Source organism: Rhodococcus sp. KBW08 (assembly GCF_003852455.1).
GTDB lineage: Bacteria > Actinomycetota > Actinomycetes > Mycobacteriales > Mycobacteriaceae > Rhodococcus_F > Rhodococcus_F baikonurensis.
The window spans coordinates 524,548-543,152 of the sequence record NZ_QAJJ01000017.1 but is presented as its reverse complement, the minus strand read 5'-3'; the positions used below and the strand labels follow the sequence as shown (position 1 = coordinate 543,152).

Sequence of the window (18,605 nt, the reverse complement as noted above, 5' to 3'; positions counted from 1 at the left end):
CCATGCTGCTCACGGTCGACGTGCGGAACACCAATATCGTTCTGGGATTGTTTTCCGGGACTGGCGAGTATTCGAAGCTGTTGCAGGACTGGCGAATGCGAACCGACCCTCGGATGACTGCCGACGAGTTGGCGTTGACCTTCCGTGGGCTGTTGGGTACCCATGTCGATCAGATCACCGGCGTTGCGGCGCTGTCGACAGTGCCGTCCGTCTTGCGTGAAATCCGCGTGATGCTGGAGCGGTACTGGGGTCACGTTCCCCATGTGGTGGTCGAACCGGGTATTCGCACCGGTGTGCCGCTGCTGGTGGACAACCCCAAAGAGGTGGGAGCTGACCGGATCGTCAACAGTCTTGCCGCGCACCATCTTTACGAGGGTCCGTGCATTGTCGTGGACTTCGGTACATCGACCTGTGTCGACGTCGTTTCCGCCAAGGGTGAGTTTCTGGGCGGCTGCATTGCGCCCGGACTCGAGATCTCGACCGATGCCTTGGCGTCGCAGTCCGCTGCGCTGCGCAAGGTCGAATTGGTGCGCCCGCGTTCGGTGGTCGGCAAGAACACTGTCGAATGCATGCAGTCCGGCGCGGTATTCGGCTTTGCCGGCCTCGTTGACGGATTGGTCAACCGCGTACGCGACGAACTGCCGGAGTTCGGTGGTGACGACGTCTCCGTGATCGCAACGGGGGACAGCGCGCCGCTGATCATCCCCGAATCCGACACTATCGATCACCTCGAACGGGACCTCACTCTCGAGGGGCTGAGGTTGGTCTTCGAGCGCAATCAGGCGCGTCGTGGATCCGGTCGACGACCGGTCGCCTGATCGATGGTTTCGTTCCAGCAGTTTCGCGATTGCGAAAGTTGTGCCACAATGGTGCTCGTGAATCGCTGCATGGGTGCTCAGGAGTGTTGTCGAGGCTGACCGCTGCCTTGACCAATTCACATTCCTTGGAGCTAGCTCGTGCTATCCACATATTCTGCAGATCTCTCTGTTTTGGCCCCGACTCTTACTGCTGACCGTGCTGTTTCCGCAGGTCGTAGCTCTAATCGTGGGGCGTCTGGACGTCGTCCGAGTGGTGCGTCGTTGCCCACCCGCCTTCGCCCGGCCGATTTGCTGCGACTGACCGACGAGGGAGCGAACGGCGTGCTCGACGGCCGTTTCGATCACCTCATCCCCGATGCCTTCCCGACGCTCGACCGTTGGTCCACCCGCTTGCACGCGGACGACGACGTCGATGTGTGGCTCATCAGCTGGGTACCCGAACGCAATACCGAATTGCACGACCACGCAGGCTCGTTCGGCGCATTGACTGTCCTCAGCGGTTCTCTCACCGAATTCCGTTGGGCCGGTGACGCCCTGGTGGAACGCCAGCTCGACGCCGGCGATCAGGCTTCGTTCCCGCTCGGATGGGTTCACGATGTCGTGCGTTCGACGGATGCTCCCGGCGCTCCGGTCGAAATCAGCTCTGATGCACCGACTCTGAGTGTTCATGCTTACTCGCCGCCGCTGACCGCAATGTCCTACTACGAAGTGACGGATCACCGGACGCTTCGCCGCACCCGTACCGAGCTGACCGACCTGCCCGAGGGGGGCACCAAATGACCATCGACCAAATGCTCGACGACGCTCGCGCACAGATCGATCGTATGTACGTCTTTCAGCTCACCGAAGCCTTTCACCGCGGAGCAATCTTCGTCGACATTCGTCCGCAGGCGCAGCGCGCCATCGAGGGAACTCTCCCCGGCGCACTCGCGATCGAGCGGAACGTGCTCGAGTGGCGCCTCGACCCCACCAGCAGCGCGCACCTCGCGCTGGCTACCGACCACGACGTCGAGTGGGTCATCGTCTGCTCCGAGGGCTACACCTCGAGCCTGGCCGCAGCGTCGTTGCAGCAGCTCGGCCTGCACAAGGCCACCGATCTGGTGGGCGGATACCAGGCGATCAAGGCTGCAGGTTTGCTCGGTGCGCTCAGCGGAGTGCGTCATTGCTCCCGCGAGTTGGCCGCTGTTTCCGCTCACTGACCCGTTTGCTGTGCGCCTTTATTAACCGCGGGCGGTTAATAAAGGCGCACAGCAGGTCTGGCGATAGATCTTCGGACTCACTCCGTGATGGCGGGTGAAGGCCGTCGTGAGGGCGAAGGGGCTCGAGTAACCGACTTCTCGGGCGATCGACGACACCGTTCGTGCCGGGTCTGCGAGCAGATCCGCGGCCACGGACATACGCCATTCAGTCAGATAACCAACCGGCCCGATGCCCATGAGGTTGGTGAATCGGCGAGCGAAAGCTGCTCGCGAACTGCCGGCTTCCTGAGCCAAACTCGCGACCGTCCAGGGATGTTCCGGCCGATTGTGTATGAGCCGCAAGGCATGCCCGATGACGGGATCCTCGTATGCCTTGATCCATCGCGGTGATCGATCCGGATTCTCGGTGAACCACGTACGGACCGCCGAGATCAGGACAAGGTCCAGGAGTCGGTCCAACAAGACTTCCTGCCCTGGCCCATCGGAGGCGATCTGTTGTTCCAGAAGTGTTGTCATCGGCGCAGTTTCGATGCTGCCTCGGACCACCGCGACGGGCGTCAGGCTGTCGAGGATCTGGCGGCTGACGTAGGAGTCCAAACGATATGTGCCCGTGAGCATGACGGTTTCGCCGCTCGTCGAGTTGCCCCACGTGCGAACCCCGAGCACTGACATGTCCTCGAGTGGTGAGCCGTCGACCGCGGCGCAGTTCTGCGCTTCGTCGATGAGTACGTGAACCGGGGTGCCGGGCTGATCGGCGACTGTATACGGATCGGGGCCGCGCAGAAGTGCCACGTCGCCGGCCTCGAGATTCTCGGTCTGGCCGGTGTCGGAGACGACGACTGCGGTGCCGCGAACCAGAACCAGCACGGTGACGGGTGCATGGTCTTCGATACGCAACGACCACGGTGGATCGAGCAACGAGCGCAGCAGAAAAGCGCCCTCCGCCCGCGATCCGGCCAGCATCATCGACAATGCATCCATGATTCGACGGTAGACGCTGGCGTATGTTTTTACGACCTTCGACTATGGATCGTATTGACGTCGCGCGGTCGAATGAAGACATGACTACAACAGGTGACATTCAATCGGCAGTAGTGATCGGTGGTACCGGCAAGACCGGTGCGCGCGTGGCTCACAGGCTCACCGCGGCGGGCGTGCGGACCCGAATCGCGTCGAGAACCTCCGGGACGCTTTTCGAGTGGAACGATCAGACGACGTGGCAGCCCGCTGTGTCCGGTGTCGACGCGGCATACGTGGCGTATGCGCCGGATCTTGCGGTGCCGGAATCGAGCACGCACATCGAGGAGTTGGCGAATCTCGCGTATCGCGAAGGCGTCAGGCGAATGGTGCTCCTGTCCGGTCGGGGTGAACCGGCAGCGCAGAAGGCCGAGCGGGTACTGGCCGACAGTGGCCTGGAATGGGCTGTGGTGCGGGCCAGTTGGTTTGCCCAGAATTTCAGTGAAGGGTATCTGCTCGACCCGATTCGAGAAGGCCACCTGGCACTTCCGACAGGTGGGGTGGGGGAGCCGTTCATCGACGTCGACGATCTCGCTGACGTGGCGGTGGCCGCGTTGACTCGAACCGAACTCCTCGGCCGAGTCCTCGAGGTGACAGGTCCGGAGTTACTCACTTTCGCGGAGGCCGTTGAGGCGATTTCGACGGCGTCGGGTCGCGCGGTGGAGTTCGAAAGAATTGGACTGCAACAATTTTCCGACAGTATGACGGAAGTCGGCATCCCGAGCGACGTCGTGGAGTTGCTCACGTACCTGTTCGCCGAGGTTCTCGACGGACGGAATCAAAGCGTGACCGGAGTGGTCGAAGAGGTCCTGGACAGGCCCGCTCGAGATTTCACCACATTTGCCGCCGAGGTCGCTCGAACGGGGGTTTGGTCATGAAGAAGTCCGAGGTCATTCTGGAGCTGCTGGTCGGCGTGACTGCGCTCGGCGCGCTCGTCGCCGGTGGTGCGTTGTTTGCTTTCTCTTCCTTTGTGATGCCCGCCCTGCGATCGGTGGACACTCATACCGCGATCACGTCGATGCAGGCGATCAACGTCGAAGCACCGCGCAGTGCCTTGATGCTGCCGCTCATCGGATCCGCGCTGACTGCACTGTCCGCTGGAATCTGGGCATCGATCTCCAGGCCGAACGGTTGGGTGCTCGTGGTCGTCGGTTGCGTCGGCGTCCTTGTTTCCTTCGCGGTGACCGCGATTTACCACGTCCCGCGTAACGACGCTTTTGCCTCGGTGAGCGCTACCGACGCAGCCGCATGGGCGTCGTACGAGGCGGGGTGGACGATGTGGAATCACGTCAGGGTTGCGCTGTACCTCCTGTCGGGAATCGTGCTCGCGGTGGCCGCGGTGCTACCAGCAACAAACGCGGTGGACACGGCCCAGTAGTCTTGTACCCCGTGAGTGATGTAGAAGCCCAGCCAGTCGACGACACCCCCGAGCAGCTCCGTATCCGGCGCGAAAAGCGTGAACGGATCCTCGCGCAGGGGCAGGAGGCGTACCCGGTTTCGGTCGATCGCACCCACACGCTTGCGCAGATCCGCGCGGAGTATCCGGAGCTCGAGCCGGACACGGCGACTGGTGTGCTGGTCGGCGTCGTCGGCCGCGTCATCTTCATGCGCAACACCGGCAAGCTGTGCTTCGCGACTCTGCAAGAGGGCGACGGCACCCAGCTGCAGGCCATGATCAGCCTCGCCGGTGTCGGCGAAGAGGCACTGGCTGCCTGGAAGTCCGACGTCGACCTCGGTGACTTCGTCTTCATCCACGGCGAGGTCATCAGCTCCCGTCGCGGCGAGCTCAGCGTGATGGCCGACGCCTGGCAGATCGCATCCAAGTCGCTGCGCCCCCTGCCGGTTGCGCACAAGGAAATGAGCGAAGAGTCCCGGGTGCGTCAGCGCTACGCGGATCTGATCGTTCGCCCCGAGGCTCGTGACAACGCCCGCAAGCGCGTCGCTGTCGTCCGCGCGCTGCGCAATGCGCTCGAGAGCCGCGGCTTCCTCGAGGTCGAGACGCCGATGCTGCAGACGCTGCACGGCGGCGCGGCAGCTCGCCCGTTCGTCACGCACTCGAACGCCCTCGACATCGACCTGTACCTGCGTATCGCGCCGGAACTGTTTCTCAAGCGTTGCGTTGTCGGCGGCATCGAGAAGGTCTTCGAGATCAACCGCAACTTCCGCAACGAGGGCGTCGACTCCACCCACTCTCCCGAGTTCGCGATGCTCGAGACGTACGAGGCCTACGGCACGTACGACGATTCCGCGAAGATGATTCGTGAGCTCGTCCAGGAAGTTGCGCAGGAAGCGTTCGGCACGCAGGTCCTCACCCTCGCCGACGGTACCGAGTACGACGTCAGCGGCGAGTGGCAGGTTCTCGAGATGTACCCGTCGTTGTCGGCGGCCATCGGCACCGAGGTCACCCCGGATACGACGGTCGACGAGCTTCTTGCTTTGGCGGAGAAGGTCGGCCTCGAGATTCCCAAGGACAAGGGTTATGGCCACGGCAAGCTCGTCGAGGAACTGTGGGAGCACCAGTGCGGCGATCAGCTGTACGTGCCGACGTTCGTCCGCGACTTCCCGGTCGAGACGTCGCCCCTGACCCGAGATCACCGCAGCAAGAAGGGTGTCACCGAGAAGTGGGACCTGTACATCCGCGGATTCGAGTTGGCGACCGGCTACTCCGAACTTGTCGACCCGGTCATCCAGCGTGAGCGTTTTGTCGACCAGGCGCGCCTCGCGTCGGCCGGCGACGACGAAGCGATGGTGCTGGACGAGGAGTTCCTCGCCGCGATGGAACAGGGCATGCCGCCGACCACCGGCACCGGCATGGGAATCGATCGACTGCTGATGGCTTTGACGGGTCTCGGTATTCGCGAGACGATCCTCTTCCCGATCGTCCGTCCGTCCGCTCGCTAGATTCACTTCGATCAGGGTTCGGCCGCACACGTTGCGGCCGAACCTTTTTCAGTTGGGGCGCTCCCGAGGGATTCGATTTGTTCCCGACGATATTCGCCCGCCGCCGCTCTGAGCGGTGACGGAGTTCTGCCGTAGCTTCGGGCTCTGCGCGTTCAGCGCATCGTAGTTCCCGATTCGAAGTGGGACTCGGAAGAGGTGTTTTCTCGTGCCGTCTTCTGTCATGATCCCCCCGCTGCATGCATTCCCCAATGCGTCGCAAGGAGCGTATCGGCACTGTCCTTTTCACAAGACAAGTCGACTGGCATACCCGGCGGCGATCAGTCCCAATCATCCGGACGAGCCAAGACAGGACGTTTGTCCAGGTGCTATTGTCGCTGCTTATCGAAGGATCTGGGGAGGAATGGTCGTGGTGAAAAAGGTTGTCGTCACGATGGTTGACGATCTGGACAAGAAATCGCCCGCTGACGAAACTGTCGAGTTTTCCGTCGACGGAGTTGCGTACGAAATCGATCTCACCGCCGCCAACGCCGCGGAACTGCGCGATGCACTGAAAAAGTGGATTCCCCATGCGAGAAAGTCGAATTCCGCAAAATCGGCCAACGGATCGGTGGCCAAGTCTCGCCCAGTTGCCGACCGCGATCAGAGTGCCGCCATCCGCGAATGGGCCAAGGGTGCCGGCTTCGAGATTTCGGCCCGCGGTCGTATTTCGACCGAGGTGCGCCGAGCCTACGAAAAGGCCGTCTGAAATGGATCGCGAATGGATTCGGGCGCATTTTGCCGAAACGGATTGATAACGCGTTCTAGTTTGTTAGCGTCTGCACGGTTCGCATCTCTCGTAGAGGAGTCGGTCGTGCGCAGAATCAGGTTGTTCGGGGGAGCGGTTCTTGCCGCGGTGATGCTCATCGGGTTCAGTTCCGTGGCGTCGGCTCAGGCTCCGTTGCCCGTGCCCAATGCATTCCTCGCAGGAGTTCCTCAGGAGTTGGGAAATCCTGGCGGTTCAGCTCCCGGATCCAATGACTTTTCGTGTAAACCGACTGCCGAACATCCCAATCCGGTTGTGCTCGTTCACGGAACGGGTGGAAACAGGCAGACCAACTGGGCCACCTATGCGCCGTTGCTCGCCAACGAGGGCTACTGCGTCTTCGCGCTGACGTACGGCAACTTCCCCGAGCAGCCATGGCCGTTGTCGGCCATCGGTGGAATGCAGGAAATTCCCTCCAGCGCAGCACAATTGTCGAAATTCGTCGATCAAGTACTGGGTGCCACGGGCGCAACGTCGGTAGATCTGATCGGACATTCGCAGGGCACCATCATCAACGGGTACTACGCGAAGTTCCTCGGCGGTGCCGACAAAGTGGACAACATCGTCTCGGTGGCGTCGCTGTGGAAGGGGACGCTCGGAAACGAGCAGGCAAGTATCGGCCGCAGCCTTCGCGAACTCGGAGTATCCGAGGCAGCGCAGGCCGGATTCCCGATCTGCAAGGCGTGTCTGAACATGGGGGCCGGTTCGGAGTTCATCGAAAATCTCCGTGCGGGAGGCGTTTACGCGCCGGGCGTTCACTACACGAACATCACGACGCGCTACGACGAACTGGTGCTGCCGTACACAAACGGACTGGAGCCCGGGCCCAACGCCACCAACATCGTCGTCCAGGACGGTTGTGAGCAAGACATCTCCGATCACCTCGCCATCGCGGCATCGCTGCGCGCTGCGACTTTTGCTCTCAATGCACTCGACCCCGCGCACCAGCGGCCGGTACCGTGCAACTCGGTATTGCCCGTCGTGGGTTGAGCAACATGTGGAGGCCTTCGGTGGGGATTCGAACATGCGTGGGCGCTCTCGCTCTGGCCGGAGTCGTAGCTGCGACCGCCACACCGCTTGCGTCGGCGAACGAACCTCTTCCCGTTCCGTTCGGTTTCTTCAGTGGAATCGCCCTCGAAGCGACCAACCCGGGCGGATCGGCCCCCGGCACCAACGACTTCTCGTGCAGGCCTTCCGCTGCTCATCCTGATCCCGTCGTTCTGGTGCACGGGACGGCGGCCAACCGTCAGACAAATTGGGGCGTACTCGCACCCGTGCTGGCCAACGAGGGGTACTGCGTTTTCGCGCTCACCTTCGGGAATCGAACGGACCAGCCGTGGCCGATTTCCGCAGCCGGCGGCCTCGCACCACTCGGAGACAGCGCAGGGCAGTTGGCGGAGTTCGTCGACCAAGTCCTTACCGCGACCGGTAGCTCGAAGGTGGACCTGATCGGACACTCCCAAGGGACGACGGTCAGTGCGTACTACGCCAAGTTCCTCGGCGGCGACGCGAAGGTTTCCAAGATCGTCTCCATCGCTCCGTTGTGGGACGGCTCGGAGGTCGGCCCTCCGGAAGGCGTCGGCGGACCGGATTTCGACAACGCCACCTTCGTGACCGAACTGCGCGACGCGGGCGTCTACTCCGATGACGTCGAGTACACCAACATCGTGACCCGATTCGATCAAGTAGTCGTTCCGTACAGCAGCGGAATACTGGCCGCGTCGAATGCGTCGAACATAGTTGTTCAGGACGGCTGCGAACAGGACCTGTCGGATCACATCGCGTTGGTGGCGTCGGCGCGAACGGCGACTCTGACGCTCAACGCGCTGGATCCGTCGAATCCGCGTGAGGTGCCGTGCACTCGGGTACTCCCGATATTCGGCTGATCAGGCGTCGAAAATCGCTGTTCGCTTCAGGCGTACAGGAACCGGGAAACGATTCCCTCAGCTGCGACGTTGTGAACGGTAAGCAGTCCGGCTTCCGCCGCCAATCGGGTGGAGGAGCAGCAGGTGGACTTCGCGCCCTCTAGAGTAATAAGTGGGGTCGTGCAACCTTTGTCGATTCGTGGACGTCAGTCCGCTGACCGGCGAGGCGATCAGTCTGTAGTGCCGGAGCGAAACGCGGCGACCAGGGACGAGACATCCGGTCTCGAACCTGCCCGCCGGAGAGTGTGAGGGAGAGCGATGTTCGAGAGGTTCACCGATCGCGCGCGGCGCGTTGTTGTCCTGGCTCAAGAAGAAGCCAGGATGCTCAACCACAACTACATCGGCACGGAGCACATCCTTCTCGGCCTCATTCACGAGGGCGAAGGTGTTGCAGCCAAGTCGTTGGAGTCGTTGGGTATCTCCCTCGAGGGAGTCCGCAGCCAGGTCGAGGAGATCATCGGCCAGGGCCAGCAGGCTCCGTCCGGTCACATCCCCTTCACACCGCGCGCCAAGAAAGTCCTCGAGCTGAGTCTGCGCGAAGCGCTGCAGCTCGGACACAACTACATCGGTACGGAGCACATCCTGCTCGGTCTCATCCGTGAGGGTGAGGGCGTGGCAGCCCAGGTTCTGGTCAAGCTCGGTGCCGATCTCAACCGCGTCCGCCAGCAGGTCATCCAGCTGCTGTCGGGCTACCAGGGCAAGGAGCCCACCGAAACCGGTGGCACCCGCGGAGAGGCCGGCACGCCGTCTACCTCGCTCGTGCTCGACCAGTTCGGTCGCAACCTGACGCAAGCTGCCCTCGAAGGCAAGCTGGACCCGGTCATCGGCCGCTCGAAGGAAATCGAGCGCGTCATGCAGGTTCTCTCGCGTCGTACCAAGAACAACCCGGTTCTCATCGGTGAACCCGGTGTCGGTAAGACCGCTGTGGTCGAGGGCCTGGCTCAGGCAATCGTCAACGGCGAGGTCCCCGAGACCCTCAAGGACAAGCAGCTGTACACGCTCGACCTCGGGTCGCTCGTGGCCGGCAGCCGTTACCGCGGTGACTTCGAAGAGCGCCTGAAGAAGGTTCTCAAGGAGATCAACACCCGCGGCGACATCATCCTGTTCATCGACGAGCTGCACACCCTCGTGGGTGCGGGCGCGGCCGAGGGCGCTATCGACGCGGCCTCCATCCTCAAGCCCAAGCTCGCCCGTGGTGAGCTGCAGACCATCGGTGCCACCACTCTCGACGAGTACCGCAAGTACATCGAGAAGGATGCCGCTCTCGAGCGTCGTTTCCAGCCCGTCCAGGTGGGCGAGCCGACCGTCGAACACACCATCGAGATCCTCAAGGGTCTTCGTGACCGCTACGAGGCTCACCACCGTGTGTCCATCACGGACGGTGCTCTGGTGGCAGCGGCGACGCTGGCCGACCGCTACATCAACGACCGCTTCTTGCCGGACAAGGCGATCGACCTCATCGACGAGGCGGGCGCGCGAATGCGCATCCGTCGGATGACTGCACCGCCGGACTTGCGCGAATTCGACGATCGCATCGCCGACGCGCGTCGCGAGAAGGAGTCCGCGATCGACGCGCAGGACTTCGAGAAGGCCGCGAACCTGCGTGACAAGGAGAAGACCCTCGTTGCTCAGCGCGCTGAGCGTGAGAAGCAGTGGCGTGCGGGAGACCTGGACGTCATCGCCGAGGTCGACGACGAGCAGATCGCCGAGGTTCTGGGCAACTGGACCGGCATCCCCGTCTTCAAGCTCACCGAGGAGGAGACCACTCGTCTGCTCCGCATGGAAGAGGAACTGCACAAGCGGATCATCGGCCAGGAAGAGGCAGTCAAGTCCGTCTCGAAGGCGATCCGTCGTACGCGTGCAGGTCTGAAGGATCCCAAGCGTCCCTCGGGCTCGTTCATCTTCGCCGGCCCGTCCGGTGTCGGTAAGACCGAGCTCGCGAAGTCGCTCGCCAACTTCCTGTTCGGTGACGACGACGCTCTGATCCAGATCGACATGGGCGAGTTCCACGACCGCTTCACCGCGTCGCGTCTGTTCGGTGCCCCTCCCGGGTACGTCGGATACGAAGAGGGCGGCCAGCTCACCGAGAAGGTGCGCCGCAAGCCGTTCAGCGTTGTGCTGTTCGACGAGATCGAGAAGGCACACCAGGAGATCTACAACACCCTCCTGCAGGTGCTCGAGGACGGCCGTCTCACCGACGGTCAGGGACGTACCGTCGACTTCAAGAACACGGTGCTGATCTTCACGTCCAACCTCGGTACGTCGGACATCTCCAAGGCAGTCGGCCTGGGCTTCAGCTCGGGAACGGGCACGGAGTCGAACTACGAGCGCATGAAGCTCAAGGTTCACGACGAGCTGAAGAAGCACTTCCGTCCCGAGTTCTTGAACCGTATCGACGACATCGTCGTCTTCCATCAGCTCACGAACGAGCAGATCGTTCAGATGGTCGACCTGATGCTCGCTCGCGTCGAGGCGGCACTCAAGAACAAGGACATGGCCATGGAGGTCACCGACAAGGCCAAGTCGCTTCTGGCCAAGCGCGGATTCGATCCGGTACTGGGTGCACGACCGCTGCGTCGCACCATCCAGCGCGAGATCGAGGACCAGATGTCCGAGAAGATCCTCTTCGGAGAGATCGGACCGGGTCACATCGTGCTCGTCGACGTCGAGAACTGGGACGGCGAAGGCTCGGGCGAGGACGCGAAGTTCACGTTCACGCCTACCAAGAAGCCGATCGACGTGCCGGACGCACCGCCGATCGAGCTGACCAAGGCCGGCGAAAGCGAAAGCGCAGCAGAGTAGTACAGCAGAGCAAGTAACGAAACGGGCGGCACCTCACCGGTGCCGCCCGTTTCGTGTATCACGGGAGAGGGCGTACACATGAACGACATCGAACTGGGTCACCTGCGTCGTTGCGTCGAATTGGCAACGGAAGCATTGGATGCCGGCGACGAACCTTTCGGTTCCGTCCTGGCAGCGGCCGACGGAACCTTTCTGGCGGAGGATCGAAACAGAATCGCGGGCGGCGACAACACTCGTCACCCCGAATTCGAGCTGGCGCGGTGGGCGGCTCAGTACCTGACGCCGGAAGAGCGTTCGACGGCAACGGTATTCACCTCGGGTGAGCACTGCGCGATGTGTTCGGCAGCGCACGCGTGGGTGGGACTGGGACGGATCGTCTACATCTGCTCTTCGGCCCAACTCGGCGACTGGCTCGCGGAGTGGGGTGTGGCTCCGGCGCCGGTGAAGTCTCTGTCCGTCAACGAGGTTGCGCCGAACATCCCGGTCGAAGGTCCGGTTCCGGAGTTGGTTCCACAGGTACGAGAACTGCATCGGAAGTTGCATTCGCAGAGCACGTGAAGGACGCACACGAACGGGCGGCACCTCGCTGGAGGTGCCGCCCGTTTCATGTCGAGTCAGGAAACGGCGTCGACTGCTCGAACCTTCTCTCGCAGTTCACCCTTGACGACCTTGCCGCTTGCGTTGCGTGGGAGCGCTTCCACGACGACGATGTCCTTCGGGTGCTTGTAGCGCGCGAGACGATCGTTGAGGAAGACGCTCAGCTCTTCGATGGTCAGGTCAACGGCTGAACCCGGCGCCATTGCGACGATCGCGACCGGCACCTCACCCCACTTGGCGTCGGGGCGACCGACGACGGCCGCTTCGACGATCAATTCGTGTTCGTAGAGAACGTTTTCCACCTCGGCGCAGTAGATGTTCTCGCCGCCGGAGATGATCATGTCCTTCTTGCGGTCGACGACGTAGACGAAGCCTTCGTCGTCGACTCGAACGAGATCGCCGGAGTGGAACCATCCACCGTGGAAGGCGTCTGCGGTGGCGGTGGGGTTGTTCCAGTACTCGCTCATCATCGTGGGTCCGCGGTAGACGATTTCCCCGATTTCACCGGGTGCCACGTCGTCCATGTTCTCGTCGACCACCCTGGCGGAGATGGTCGGAATGACCCGACCGACCGATCCGAGCTTACGAATTGCGTCTTCGCCGTCGAGAACGCAAGTGATGGGCGACATTTCGGTCTGACCGAAGACCGCGACATTGAATGCGTCGGGGAAGGTTTCGGCCATTGCCCGCAGGATCGTATCGGACGACGGCGCGGCACCCCACGAGATGTTCTTCAGCGACAGTGCTCGAGGTTGTGCCTTCTGAACTGCGCACACGGCCTGCCATTGCACAGGCACGAGGAACAGGCTGGTGACCTTCTCGGCTTCGAGAATGTCGAGTAGTTGGCCCGGGTCGAATGCGCCGACCGGGTGGATCACCGTGGTCGTGCCGAGTTGCAGGCTCGGTGCGATGGAGCCGAGGGCTGCGATGTGGAACATGGGCGACGCGCAGAAACCGATGGAATCGGCGTTGAACAGGTGGAAGGCCCGGATACAGGTCAATGCTTGCGACGACAGGTTCGAGTGGGAGAGTACCGAACCCTTGGGGCGACCGGTGGTTCCCGAGGTGTACATGATCAGAGCAGGAGTGTCGTCCGGGATGTCGACGAACGCGTGCTGCCCACCCTCTTCGCTGATCAGGTCCTCGTAATTCAGGCTGTCACCCTCGGCGGCAGCGCCCACGGTGATGGAGATGTCGATTCCCTCGGATGCGGCGCGAGCCGCGCTGGCCAGCGGAGCCAAGGGGCCCTCGGCGACAATGACTTTGGAGCCGGAGTCGTTGACGAGATAAGCGACCTCGGGTGGCGTCAGACGGAAGTTCACCGGAACAGCGATTGCGCCCAGCGCGTTGGTCGCGAGCACGACCTCGAGGTATTCCGGGCGGTTGAGCATCAGGATGAGCACGCGGTCGCCGAAGCTGACACCGCGTCGAGCAAGGGCGTCTGCCAGCTTCTCGACGCGCGTGTCGAGAGTGCTCCAGGTGATGGAATTGCCCAAAAATCGCAGCGCGGTGCGATCGGGAATCATCTGCGCATGCCTGGCGATCTGATTGTTCCAGTTGGTGCGGCGCGAACGCTGCGCCTCGGAGACTGCATCGGTGGAGGCCATCGATGGGTTCCTCTCATGCGTGGGTGATTGTGTGACTCAGGCTACAGTGAGCCGTCGATGTGCACAGGGGTTTTGTTAACGAAAATTCGCAGGGTTACTTGTACTGCGGTGCGCGCTTCTGAAGCATCGCCGTCGCGCCTTCTTTGAAGTCGTCACCGGTGAGAAGTTCTGCCTGCCCGATATTTTCGAGCTCCAACGCGGCGTCGAGGCGATCCAACGTAGCCGCATTGAGCGCTCTTTTGGTGAGTTCGAGGGCACGGCGGGGAGCCTTGGACGTTCGATCGGCGATCGACTGGATGTGTGTGGCGAAATCTTCGTCGGAGACGGTGCGGGACACGAGCCCGAAACGCTCTGCGTCGTCGGCGGAGACCCTCTCACCCAGCAACGCCATCTCCGCCGCGCGGGCTCGTCCGATCGCTGCCGGTACCAGCGCACTGGCGCCGCCGTCGGGCATCAGGCCGATGTTGACGAACGAGAGGAGGAAGTACGCGCTCGATGCTGCGTACGTCAGATCCGCAGCCAGCGCGATGGACACTCCGACGCCGGCGGCGGGACCGTTGACCGCGGCGATCACCGGGACCGGGGCGCTGGTGACGGCGCGAATCAGCGAAGTCGCCGCATCCATGACGACCTTCGGGTCTGCGGGGTTGACCGCAGCTGCGGCGAGGTCGGCGCCGGTGCAGAACGCTCGACCGGAGCCGGTGATGACGATGGTACGAACTGCCGGGTCTGCGCCGCCGTCTCGGACGGCGGCGGCGAAAGCGCTCATCGTGGGCAGGTCGATCGCGTTCATCCGCTTGGGGCGGTCGAAAGTCAATCGCATTACACCGTCGGTGATCTCGGAGCGGAAGCCCGTCTCGGCGGTGGCGGTCATGCCGCACTCACCGCGGTGACGAATCCGGAAAGCCGTGAGGTGATGATGTGTTCGGCCTCCGAGACCATGCGGTCGATCATGTCGGAAACCGTCGGGATGTCGTTGATCAGGCCTTGACTCTGGCCGGCCGACCAGATGCCCGCGTCGAGATCGCCGTCTTCGAAGACCTTGCGTCCGCGCGCTCCGGCGACCAGATGCTGAATGTCACTGAACTGTGCGCCGCCGCGCGCCTCGATGTCGACGACTTCGGCACTGATCGCATTCGCGGCCACGCGTGCGGTGTTGTGGAGGGTCCGGAAGATCAGCTTGGTGTCGCGTTCGGTGTTGGCGACAATCTGTTCTTTAACCGATTGCGCTACAGGGGATTCCACGGTACACATGAATCGAGTTCCCATGTTGACGCCGTCCGCGCCCAGCGCGAGGGCCGCGACGAGTCCACGAGAATCTGCGATTCCGCCCGAGGCGATCACGGGAATCGTGAGTTGCTGCGTGGCAGCCGGAATCAGAATCAGCCCCGGTATGTCGTCCTCGCCGGGGTGCCCGGCGCATTCGAATCCGTCGATGCTGACGGCGTCGACGCCCAGTCTCTCGGCCTTGACCGCGTGACGAACTGCAGTGCACTTGTGGATCACCTTCACACCCGCGTCCTTGAAATGCGGAAGGTGATCGATCGGATTCGAACCGGCCGTCTCGACGATCTTGATTCCGGATTCGATGATCGCCTGGCGATATTCGGCGTACGGCGGTGGCGTGATCGACGGCAGAATAGTGAGATTGACACCGAAGGGCTTGTCCGTGAGATCGCGAGTGCGAGCAATTTCCTTGACGAGGTCTTCCGGTGTGGGCTGGGTGAGACCCGTCAGGAACCCGAGGGCACCGGAATTTGCCGTGGCCGCAACAAGTTCTGCGCGCCCTACCCACATCATGCCGCCCTGCACGATGGGGTGGTCTACGCCGAACATTTCGGTGAAGCGAGTGCGAATCATGTGCTCACAACTACTTTCTTACGGTCGGTCAATCGGCATCGAACCCTGTTGTGGGCAAGGAAAAACTCCGTGCCACGAGGAACGAGCCCGCTAGCGGACTACGTGCAAGACTGTGCGAATCGTCACTAACATAACACCGGTGTGAGAGCGGGTGTCAAGACTCTTTTTCCGGAATCCGTCCGGCGCGACAGCCGCGTTGTAGGGTTTCGGGTGAAGCTGTACCGGGCGCGAATTGCGACCTTCGTGACGGTTAACATGATCCGTTCGGACTCACGCCTGTAGAAGTGCGGTGCAGCGGACGAAGGCAGTGCAAGAGAAAGCAACGGAAGTGGAGGGTCAGGTGCCCGGACAGACACGCGTCTCCGTGCGTGGCAGCGACCCTGCACCACGGACGCGTCCGAAGAATCGGAAGGCGCAAATTGCGGCCGCTGCTGCGGAAGCATTCAGCGAACGTGGCTACCACGCGGTGGGTATCGACGAGATCGCAGCGAAGGTCGGAATCTCCGGGCCTGCCCTCTATCGTCATTTCCCCACGAAATACGCGCTGTTCGTCTACACCGTGAACAACCTGACCCAGGCGTTGTTGGATGCCAGCGATCCCGCGGTGCACGGAAACGACGATCCACGCGAGCAGTTGAACTCCACGATGGTGGGCGTCATTCGCGCGACGATCGAGAATCGGCGTAGGGGAGGTCTCTACCGTTGGGAGGGGCGCTACCTGGTCGACGAGGATCGTGAGCAGTTGCGGGTGGGAATGCGCACGCTCAATCTTCGGATTGCCGAGCCGCTGGCCGCAGTTCGCCCGGAACTCGACCCGGCGGATGTGGAGCTCATCGCACCCGCTGTGCTCAGCGTGATCGCCAGTATCACCGGGCATCGATCGGCGTTGTCCGCCAAGCAGATCGAAGCGCTGATCCTTGCGGCATGCTGGTCCGTCGTCGGCGTCGAACTGCCGGTCGGTGTGGAAGGCGGCGCGGGGGCGGCGGCGTCCGAACGCAAAAACGGCCTCGTGCGGACGTCGAAACGTGAAGTGCTGCTTCAGGAAGCAGTCCTGCTGTTCTATCAGCGCGGGTATCACGACGTGAGCATCGAGGAGATCGGCGCCGCGGCGGGTATCAACGCGTCGAGTGTGTATCGGCACTTCGCGAGCAAGGCCGACCTACTGGCTGCGGCCTTCCACCGAGCGTCCGATCGTCTGACGATGACGTTGGGTTCGGCGTTGGCGGAATCCGAGACTCCTCTCGCAGCCGTCGAGACGTTGGCGAAGATGTACGTCGAGGTTTCGTTCGGAACCAGTGAACTGTTGGCCGTGTACTTTGCCGAGATCGGCAGCTTGCCTGATCGATCGCGGACCGAGCTGCGCAACATTCAGCGTTTGAACGTCGAGGAGTGGGCGCACCTGTGCGTCGAGGCACGGCCGGAGTTGACGATCGTCCAAGCGCGTTTCCTCGTCCACGCGGCGCTCGGGCTTGTCTTCGACATCGGCAGAATCGTGCACTTTTCCTCGGAGAACTCCGCACAGGCCCGCGTCGAGAAACTGCTGTCCGCGACGCTCCTCGGGTAGTCCCGTCCGAAACAGTAGGTGTGACGTCACGTATCGCGGGTAGGTTCGTGATCGCAAGGCGTTCACCGAATCATGTGAAGACGGAAGTAGGGACAGCAATGCCAACTCGTACCGCACGCACCGCCTGGAACGGCACCCTCGAGGCCGGCTCGGGGCAGGTGGAACTCACCAGCTCGGGCGTCGCGACCTTCGACGTGTCGTTCCCCAAGCGCGCAGCTGAGGAGGCCGGCGGAACCACCAGCCCCGAGGAGCTCATCGCCGCGGCACATTCCTCCTGCTACGCGATGCAGTTGTCGGCCCTGATCGCCGAGGCCGGCGGAACCCCGCAGAGCCTGGACATCACCGCGGACGTGTCGCTCGGACCCGACACGGTCGGCTTCAAGCTCACCGGAATCAAGCTCACCGTTCGCGCCGAGGTCGACGGCCTCGACGCCGACGGCTTCGCCGAGGTCGCCCAGGCGGCCAAGGAAACCTGCCCGGTCAGCAAGGCACTGACCGGCGTCGACATCACGTTGGATGCGGCCCTGGACTGATCAACTCGTGCTCGGGCGCCCCCTCCGGCGCCCGAGTGCGGTTGTGTGTGATGACCAGGTAGCTCGCGAACAGTATCGGGAGCACCCACAGGTCCGATGGATCGCGATAGACCAGGATCGGCAAGAGATCTCCGCGGAATCCTCCTGCGGTCAGGCGGAGAAACCCGATCACCCACTCGTACGCGTCACCGATCGGCGGGACCACCTTCACCGCGGCGAAGCCGATACCCGTGACCGCGATGGACCAGGCGATCGCTGCTCGCCCCACCAGGTTTCGCCTGAGCACCTCGAAAACCGAGAGCAGAAGCAGGGGAAACAGGAACACGCCGGCGACGTCGGACAGCTTGCCCGTCACCATGTTCCCGAAGGCGCCTTTGAGTGCGTGGTCGTTGATCAGAATGATCGCCACCGAAACCAGCGCCCACGGACTCAGCAGCAGATCGCCCGGACGGTTCACGACAGGTTGATCGTTGCCGAGCCGGACGAGAACAGATCGCACTTGAACTGAAGGCGCAGGCCGGTTGCGGCCTCGGGGACCTCGTAGGCCAGTTCGCCTCGCTTGGCAGCGCCCGGCGCAAGTTCTCCGTCGACACTCGACGTGCTGCTGTCGGTGAACGTGATGTTGTACGACTTGTTCGCCGAGTCCTGCAATTCGAAGCACATCATCGACGAGACAGTCGACGGCTTGTCACTGTTGTTGGTGACCTCGGTGTCGACCACCACGTAACGGTTTCCGGGATCAGCGGTGATGAACTGATTGGTCGAGACGTAAGGATCGACGACGCCGTGTACCTGTACGCGCCAGTCGCCCAGCTCGACGACGTCACCGATGCCGAAGGCAGCCGCAGGAGCGGTGGACGAACCGTTGTCGTCGACCTTCTTCGCTTCGTCTGTTTCGCCCGAGGCGATGGTTGCGAACAAGGCTGCGCCGACGGCGAGGAGGACGAGGGGAGTGCGGAGTGATCGCATGATGTGCGCCT

The 18,605-nt window shown here is 62.5% G+C and carries 19 protein-coding genes; 13 read left to right on the top strand and 6 right to left on the bottom strand.

Annotated elements, in window-relative coordinates; translation table 11 throughout:
• Window positions 1-2: 2 nt before the first annotated feature.
• The 3 genes from DBV08_RS23125 (at window position 3) to DBV08_RS23115 (ending at window position 2,017) form a co-directional block, all read left to right on the top strand.
• Window positions 3-818: a type III pantothenate kinase gene (locus tag DBV08_RS23125; protein WP_095970833.1), complete on the top strand. Its 816-nt coding sequence runs from the start codon at window positions 3-5 to the stop codon at window positions 816-818.
• Window positions 819-1,079: 261 nt separating this feature from the next.
• The gene (locus DBV08_RS23120) at window positions 1,080-1,598 is read left to right on the top strand and encodes a cysteine dioxygenase family protein (RefSeq protein ID WP_095970834.1); all 519 of its coding nucleotides are present in this window, start codon (window positions 1,080-1,082) and stop codon (window positions 1,596-1,598) included.
• The gene (locus DBV08_RS23115) at window positions 1,595-2,017 is read left to right on the top strand and encodes a rhodanese-like domain-containing protein (RefSeq protein WP_003945445.1); all 423 of its coding nucleotides are present in this window, start codon (window positions 1,595-1,597) and stop codon (window positions 2,015-2,017) included. The genes DBV08_RS23120 and DBV08_RS23115 overlap by 4 nt, the downstream gene beginning before the upstream one ends.
• Window positions 2,018-2,038: 21 nt before the next feature.
• Here DBV08_RS23115 and DBV08_RS23110 read toward each other — a convergent pair whose 3' ends face one another.
• Window positions 2,039-2,998 (bottom strand): AraC family transcriptional regulator, encoded by a 960-nt coding sequence (locus tag DBV08_RS23110; protein ID WP_124568963.1) that lies wholly within the window; start codon window positions 2,996-2,998, stop codon window positions 2,039-2,041.
• A gap of 80 nt (window positions 2,999-3,078) precedes the next feature.
• On the opposite strand from DBV08_RS23110, the gene DBV08_RS23105 reads away from it, so the two are divergent.
• From DBV08_RS23105 to DBV08_RS23070, 8 genes are all read left to right on the top strand, one after another.
• On the top strand, window positions 3,079-3,912 hold the full coding sequence (locus tag DBV08_RS23105) for an NAD(P)H-binding protein (protein WP_124568962.1): 834 nt from the start codon (window positions 3,079-3,081) through the stop codon (window positions 3,910-3,912).
• Window positions 3,909-4,412, top strand: coding sequence for a DUF1772 domain-containing protein (locus tag DBV08_RS23100; RefSeq protein WP_124568961.1), 504 nt, complete (start codon window positions 3,909-3,911; stop codon window positions 4,410-4,412). Before DBV08_RS23105 ends, DBV08_RS23100 begins: the two co-directional genes overlap by 4 nt.
• A gap of 11 nt (window positions 4,413-4,423) precedes the next feature.
• Entirely contained in the window at window positions 4,424-5,935 is a 1,512-nt protein-coding gene (lysS, locus tag DBV08_RS23095; RefSeq protein WP_095970837.1) for a lysine--tRNA ligase, read from the top strand.
• Between the two features lie 406 nt (window positions 5,936-6,341).
• Window positions 6,342-6,680, top strand: coding sequence for an Lsr2 family protein (locus tag DBV08_RS23090; protein WP_166813291.1), 339 nt, complete (start codon window positions 6,342-6,344; stop codon window positions 6,678-6,680).
• 105 nt (window positions 6,681-6,785) lie between these two features.
• On the top strand, window positions 6,786-7,727 hold the full coding sequence (locus tag DBV08_RS23085) for a triacylglycerol lipase (RefSeq protein ID WP_124568959.1): 942 nt from the start codon (window positions 6,786-6,788) through the stop codon (window positions 7,725-7,727).
• A gap of 5 nt (window positions 7,728-7,732) precedes the next feature.
• On the top strand, window positions 7,733-8,623 hold the full coding sequence (locus tag DBV08_RS23080) for an esterase/lipase family protein (protein WP_397487885.1): 891 nt from the start codon (window positions 7,733-7,735) through the stop codon (window positions 8,621-8,623).
• Between the two features lie 297 nt (window positions 8,624-8,920).
• Window positions 8,921-11,464 (top strand): ATP-dependent Clp protease ATP-binding subunit, encoded by a 2,544-nt coding sequence (locus DBV08_RS23075; RefSeq protein WP_003945604.1) that lies wholly within the window; start codon window positions 8,921-8,923, stop codon window positions 11,462-11,464.
• 78 nt (window positions 11,465-11,542) lie between these two features.
• Window positions 11,543-12,022, top strand: a complete 480-nt coding sequence (locus DBV08_RS23070) for a nucleoside deaminase (protein ID WP_124568958.1) — start codon at window positions 11,543-11,545, stop codon at window positions 12,020-12,022.
• 56 nt (window positions 12,023-12,078) lie between these two features.
• On the opposite strand, the gene fadD5 is transcribed toward DBV08_RS23070, so the two are convergent.
• The 3 genes from fadD5 to DBV08_RS23055 form a co-directional block, all read right to left on the bottom strand.
• Entirely contained in the window at window positions 12,079-13,668 is a 1,590-nt protein-coding gene (gene fadD5 / locus DBV08_RS23065; RefSeq protein ID WP_124568957.1) for a fatty-acid--CoA ligase FadD5, read from the bottom strand.
• 94 nt (window positions 13,669-13,762) lie between these two features.
• On the bottom strand, window positions 13,763-14,542 hold the full coding sequence (locus DBV08_RS23060; protein WP_124568956.1) for an enoyl-CoA hydratase: 780 nt from the start codon (window positions 14,540-14,542) through the stop codon (window positions 13,763-13,765).
• Window positions 14,539-15,528 carry a nitronate monooxygenase family protein gene (locus DBV08_RS23055; protein WP_095970843.1) on the bottom strand — a complete coding sequence of 330 codons (990 nt, stop codon included), beginning with the start codon at window positions 15,526-15,528 and terminating at the stop codon, window positions 14,539-14,541. Before DBV08_RS23055 ends, DBV08_RS23060 begins: the two co-directional genes overlap by 4 nt.
• A gap of 340 nt (window positions 15,529-15,868) precedes the next feature.
• Between DBV08_RS23055 and DBV08_RS23050 the strand changes: the two genes are divergently transcribed.
• Together DBV08_RS23050 and DBV08_RS23045 are read left to right on the top strand one after the other, a co-directional pair.
• Window positions 15,869-17,092, top strand: coding sequence for a TetR/AcrR family transcriptional regulator (locus DBV08_RS23050; protein WP_124568955.1), 1,224 nt, complete (start codon window positions 15,869-15,871; stop codon window positions 17,090-17,092).
• Window positions 17,093-17,190: 98 nt separating this feature from the next.
• Entirely contained in the window at window positions 17,191-17,625 is a 435-nt protein-coding gene (locus DBV08_RS23045) for an OsmC family protein (protein ID WP_095970844.1), read from the top strand.
• Here the strand turns inward: DBV08_RS23045 and DBV08_RS23040 are convergent.
• Both DBV08_RS23040 and DBV08_RS23035 read right to left on the bottom strand, forming a co-directional pair.
• Window positions 17,600-18,082, bottom strand: coding sequence for a hypothetical protein (locus DBV08_RS23040; RefSeq protein WP_124568954.1), 483 nt, complete (start codon window positions 18,080-18,082; stop codon window positions 17,600-17,602). The two genes, DBV08_RS23045 and DBV08_RS23040, sit on opposite strands and share 26 nt — an antisense overlap.
• Complete coding sequence (locus tag DBV08_RS23035) at window positions 18,079-18,594, bottom strand: DUF4352 domain-containing protein (RefSeq protein WP_095970846.1); 516 nt, start codon at window positions 18,592-18,594, stop codon at window positions 18,079-18,081. Before DBV08_RS23035 ends, DBV08_RS23040 begins: the two co-directional genes overlap by 4 nt.
• Between the last annotated feature and the right edge of the window lie 11 nt (window positions 18,595-18,605).